Below are 5814 nucleotides of genomic sequence, written 5' to 3'. Positions count from 1 at the left end.
TTATTTATGCGCCAGAACAACCAGGATTAACAAAACAAACTATACTCACAGTTACAAAATATGACGTAGTTGCCAACTTTGCTAATAGTGAATTGCAGCTAGCAAAGATCTGGCAAAATCGCATTATTCAAGAATTGAGTAATGCTTTAAAAGAAAGAGAATACTACAACAAAAAACTATATATTATCATCGCTCAAGTTTCTATAATTATTGCTAGTATGATAATTATTAGCTCGGTATTAAAGTGGATACAAAAACGCTTGAAAGCTAAAATTGAATTGCTCAAACAAAAAATCAAAGAATTAGAGCAATCTCTACAAGTAAATCCCGAAGAAAAATCTATAGAAAATTATCAATCTACTGCAAATACAGCCAATACTCAAGCAGCAGAATCATCAATTAATTTCAACAAAGAATCTTTACTACATTCAAACCTAGAAATTACATCTCTCAGTATATTACTAGCAATGGTTGAAAATGCACCTTTAGCATTTTTGAATCAGTTAGAATACATCTGGTCAGCATTGCCAAAAGTTTCTCTAAAACGACAGTTTCTTTTAAAGAAACAAAAAAATATTACTGTTTTACTAGAACAAATTTTAATGTGGGCACAAGTATTTATCTGGGTGGGAGGAATTAGTTTAATTGTTGCGATGTTCCCACAAACTCGGGCTTTATATTCTTTTCTCTTAACACAATATGTACAATTTTTACTAATATGGGTAATTGCCAGCATTACAGATAAAGCTACTTACTTCTTAATCGACTTTTGGTTAGATAAGTGGGCAACACAAGCACAACAAGGTTCCCTAGTACCTGAAAGATATACCAAGCGAGTCAATACTTATTCAGGCGCACTCAAACAAGCGACAAGTGTTGTTATATACTCAATTGCCATTTTATATACTATACAAGCAATAGGTGTTTCCCTTGCCGGAATAGGAATTCTTGGCATAGCATTAACTTACGTTTTCAAAGCTAAAGTAGATAATATGATTAACGGTTGCTTGATTTTATGGACGGATCAGTATGCTGTTGGAGACGTAGTTCAAATAGGCGATGTAACAGGTATTGTAGAACATATAAATCTTTATTTAACTCAACTGAGGGGAGCAGAAGGGCGACTCATTACTATTCCTAATGGTAGTTTTGAGGTTGTGCAAAACTTGACAAAAGATTGGTCTCGGGTAGACTTTCGAGTTGAAATTGCCTACAGTGCAGATGCTAGGAAAGCACTAAATATGATGGCAGAAGTGTTAGAGCAAATGCGGAGTGAACCTGAATGGCAAGATAAAATTCTCGAACCTGCAATAATTCTCGGAGTTGATAATATCTCGCACACGGGTATTTTAATTCAAATTTGGATTAAGACTGCACCAATACAACAGTTTGCTGTGGGACGTGAATTCCGCCTCAGAATTAAACAAGCATTTGACCAAGAAGGTATTGCTATTGGTGTACCGCAACATTCTGTAAATTTTCAAAATTATCCTAAGAATGGTAGTGGCGATCGCAACAAAGGAGACAATTCATATCTTTCCGCTCTAGGAGTAGGGGAGTAAGGGAGTAGGGGAGTAAGGGAGTGGGGGAGTGGGGGAGTAGGGGAGTAGGGGAGTAGGGGAGTGGGGGGAAATAATTGATATCAAATCCGCTCGGGTTCGGTATCAATAAATGTTCAATCTGAGCGCCATTGCCAAATCTTTCTTTATAGCAGTGAACAGGGAACAGGGAACAGGGAACAGGGAACAGTATTTCTATGTCTTACGGTTCATCATCAACATAAGTCAAACAGCAACTTGTTCCTTGTTATATCCCCCCATCACCCCATCACCCCATCACCCCATCACCCCATCACCTCATCTCCCCATCTCCCCATCCTCCCAATCTGACTTCTGACTTGCGCGAAGCGCTATACCACTTCCACCGCTCGATCGCTCTTTTGCGGATGTATTTTCTTCACATCACTTTGCAAAGCTGCATACAAACGATTTAAAGCATTTATATAAGCTTGAGCTGATGCCACAATAATATCAGTATTAGCAGCATGACCAGAATACACCCGTCCTTCATGACGCAAACGAATAGTCACCTCCCCAATAGCATCAATACCAGCAGTTACCGACTGCACAGAAAACTCAATTAAATCATTAGGCACATTCACCACCCGGTTAATTGCCTTGTATACAGCATCCACAGGTCCAGTACCAATGGCAGCATCAGTCAATTCCTCCCCATTAGGAGTCCGGATACTAACTGTGGCGGTGGGACGAGAGCGATCGCCACAGGAAACCTGTACCAACTCTATACGGAAGAGTTCTGGTGGTTGTTGAATCTCACTGTTAACAATAGATTCTAAATCCCAATCTGTAATTTCTTTCTTTTTGTCTGCCAAATCTTTAAATCTGAGGAAAGCTTTATTCACCTCTTCATCAGAAATATCAAACCCAAGTTCTTTGAGACGAGTTTGGAAAGCATGACGACCGGAAAGTTTACCCAAAACTATTTGGTTATCTGTCAACCCGATGGACTCAGCATCCATGATTTCATAAGTAAGCTTATTCTTGAGTACCCCATCTTGATGAATACCTGACTCATGAGCAAAAGCATTAGCGCCGACAATAGCTTTGTTTGGTTGCACAAACATTCCTGTCAAGTTAGAAACCAGACGAGATGTTTTATAAATATGGCGAGTATCAATATTAGTAAGTGGTGCTTCTGACTCTGGTGCGCGACCAAGGAAGGGATTAAAATATTGTCGCCGAACGTGCAATGCCATAACTAACTCTTCCAAAGCAGCATTACCAGCTCGCTCACCGATACCGTTAATAGTACATTCCAGTTGACGAGCGCCGTTTTTCACAGCTTCAAGGAAGTTAGCGACTGCTAAACCGAGGTCGTTGTGACCATGAACAGAAATAATAGCTTGGTCAATATTGGGTACATTTTCCTTAATACCTCGGATAAGTGCCCCAAATTCAGCAGGTGTCGTATAACCAACAGTATCGGGAATATTAACCGTAGTCGCTCCAGCAGCGATCGCCGCCTCCAATACTTGATAGAGAAATTCTGGGTCAGAGCGACCTGCATCTTCAGGGGAAAATTCTACATCATCTACGAAAGTTTTAGCATAGGCCACCATTTCTGGAGCGATCGCCAATACTTCTTCTCTAGTTTTCTTAAGTTTATAAGCTAAGTGAATATCGGAAGTAGCAATAAAAGTATGAATACGAGCATTAGCTGCGGGTTTAAGAGCTTTACCTGCAGCTTCAATATCTGCACGGGTTGTTCTTGCCAAACCACAGATTGTTGGGCCTCCTTCTACACCCACTGTCTCGGCAATTTTTTGTACTGCTTCAAAATCTCCAGGACTAGAGTAGGGAAAACCAGCTTCAATCACATCTACTCCCAGGCGAGATAGTTGCCGAGCAATAGTCAATTTTTCATCTATATTGAGAGCTGCTCCAGGAGATTGTTCCCCATCCCGGAGAGTCGTATCAAAAATAATAATTCGGTCTTGATTACTTGTCATTATTTTTCCCTTATAGTTTAATATTTTACAGCAATTAGCCTTGAGCTTTTTTCGATCTTACCTTGTCTTACAAACTAGTGAATATAGTTTAAATTAACTAGCTATCAGCATTTTCCGTACCGGAATGCTCTGCAAACAGCACTCAGCTTTCAGCGTACTAAAAGCTTTGGTTTAAATCCCCGACTTCTAGGTTGTCATTTCATTTTAGTAGGGGTCGCGTATCCCCTGATCAAAAGCTAACTGCTAAAGGCTGAAATACTATTTGCGGAGCATTCCGGACCGAAACGTTTTTTAATTAAATTAAACGTAAATTTAGTCTAATTTTTGTGAGTTTTCTAGGAAGATATTTAAGTCTTCAAGCATAGATTTTTTCTTTGATGCTTCCTGCCTTCTGACTTGGTGCATTCTCAAAGAAATTGAGATTTTTTTCCTTCTTCTTTCTTCCTTCTTCCCTCTTCCTTCTTAATTAATATTCTGCCTTTTCTATTTGGTCGCGAATATCATTTAAATCTACATATTGATCTGTGGCATTTCGCAATTCTCTAGCAATCATTCCTTCTGTTGATACAACTGTTATATGAGTATTTTTAGAACGCAGTAGCTCAATAGCTCTTTCAAAATCCCCATCTCCACTAAATAAAACTACTTGGTCATATTGGTCTACTGTATTAAACATATCTACTACAATTTCAATATCTAAGTTAGCTTTTTGAGAATAGCGACCCGAAACATCATCATAATATTCTTTAAGAATTTTAGTGCGTACTGTATAACCCAAACTAATTAAAGCATCTCGGAATCCCCTTTGATCTTGTGGGTCTTTTAAGCCTGTGTACCAAAAAGCATTTATTAGTTTGACTTCTGGTTTGTTGAAATGTTCTAATACTCTTCTAGGGTCAAAAAACCAACCATTTTTTTGTTGAGCGTAGAACATATTATTCCCGTCAACAAATATAGAAAGACGGTTATTGGAATTATTCATAGAAACTTAAGTTTAATATTAATTTTAGATAATTCAGTCTAAATCTATTATTTTAGTAATATTCCTATCATCAATGCAATTATTTTTAATTTAGATAAACTAATATTATTACTTGTATTTTTCAGATTTAAACTGCAAAAAATCACCCTTATATCATAAACCGATAATATTTTTCTCTACTAATAATTTTAATAATTTTAGTAGTTATATACTATCTATTTTAGTCTTTTTTCTGTAAAAAAATACTTTTTATACTTATTAAATTAATTGATCCCCTTCCAGATCTTCAATATAAGACAATAATTTTTCATTAAGGCCATATTTTGAAGATTTGATTCGTCCAATATTCTAATAATTCAGTCAAATCAAAAACAATTGACTTAATAAAAACTATGTATAGCAGAAGGAAGAAGTAATCAGGAAAAATCTGGCGTTGTCTGAGTTTTAAACTTTTGATATGTCCGCGCCCTTTCCTTCGACTGCTATATATAAAATTCGGAATATAGAAAAACTGGGGCAGTACAAAATTACAGCCCTCAAATATACAAATTACATCAAGATAAAGACTTACACCCCGATCAATTCCTGGGTGATTATACCTAAGCCTTTTTACTTTCTATCGCCCAACGAGCTAATTCTGTCCGATTGTGTAGACCAGTTTTACCAAGCATATTGCTTACATGACTCTCAATCGTTCTTTGACTAACTTCCATCAATTGTGCAATGTCACGATTTGCCATCCCCTGGGCTACAAGTTGGACTACCTTTAACTCTGTGGGAGTTAATTCTACGTTTCTGCGCACCTTGATTTTTGGCCCATTACTAACCATGGCAGAATTTTGATGTTTAATTAGGCGAGAAGCTTGCTTCAGGGAAGATTCTACTTGAGCTACGAGTTCTTCTGGCTCAAATGGTTTGACAATGTAGACATCAGCTCCAGTATTTAAACCTTTGACTCGGTCTTGACTTTGACCTTTGGCAGATAGAAATAGAACTGGAACCCATTCTGTAGCTGGGTTTTCTCTGATGTGTTGCACAAGGGTATAGCCATCCATTTCTGGCATCATCACATCACATATAATTAGCTCAGGAATTTCATTTTCCAGCTTTTCTAGTGCATCTCGGCCATTTTCTGCCGTTGTTACCTGATACCCACGAAATTCTAAATAATCCTTGACTAATAAAATTAAATTAGGGTCATCATCAACCAACATTAACCGTCTTTGGTCTGTAGTATTAATTTCCTTCATAATGAAGAACTCACTTTCTTTAATTCCCGCAAACATTAACTTCAAAGACAGGA

At 37.5% G+C, this 5814-nt stretch carries 4 protein-coding genes; 1 reads left to right on the top strand and 3 read right to left on the bottom strand.

What is annotated here, in order from left to right; translation table 11 throughout:
• Positions 1–1562, top strand: a 1562-nt coding sequence (locus F6K13_RS15230) for a mechanosensitive ion channel family protein (protein ID WP_287287783.1), incomplete at its 5' end; no start/stop codon positions are given.
• A gap of 347 nt (positions 1563–1909) precedes the next feature.
• On the opposite strand, the gene F6K13_RS15225 is transcribed toward F6K13_RS15230, so the two are convergent.
• From F6K13_RS15225 to F6K13_RS15215, 3 genes are all read right to left on the bottom strand, one after another.
• Positions 1910–3529, bottom strand: coding sequence for a 2-isopropylmalate synthase (locus F6K13_RS15225; RefSeq protein WP_287287782.1), 1620 nt, complete (start codon positions 3527–3529; stop codon positions 1910–1912).
• A 466-nt stretch (positions 3530–3995) separates the two neighbouring features.
• The gene (locus F6K13_RS15220) at positions 3996–4511 is read right to left on the bottom strand and encodes an NYN domain-containing protein (protein ID WP_124147411.1); all 516 of its coding nucleotides are present in this window, start codon (positions 4509–4511) and stop codon (positions 3996–3998) included.
• Between the two features lie 599 nt (positions 4512–5110).
• Entirely contained in the window at positions 5111–5761 is a 651-nt protein-coding gene (locus F6K13_RS15215; protein WP_124155235.1) for a response regulator transcription factor, read from the bottom strand.
• Between the last annotated feature and the right edge of the window lie 53 nt (positions 5762–5814).

The organism is Okeania sp. SIO2B9, assembly GCF_010672505.1.
Taxonomy (GTDB): domain Bacteria; phylum Cyanobacteriota; class Cyanobacteriia; order Cyanobacteriales; family Microcoleaceae; genus Okeania; species Okeania hirsuta.
This window is presented reverse-complemented; position numbering and strand designations above follow the sequence as displayed.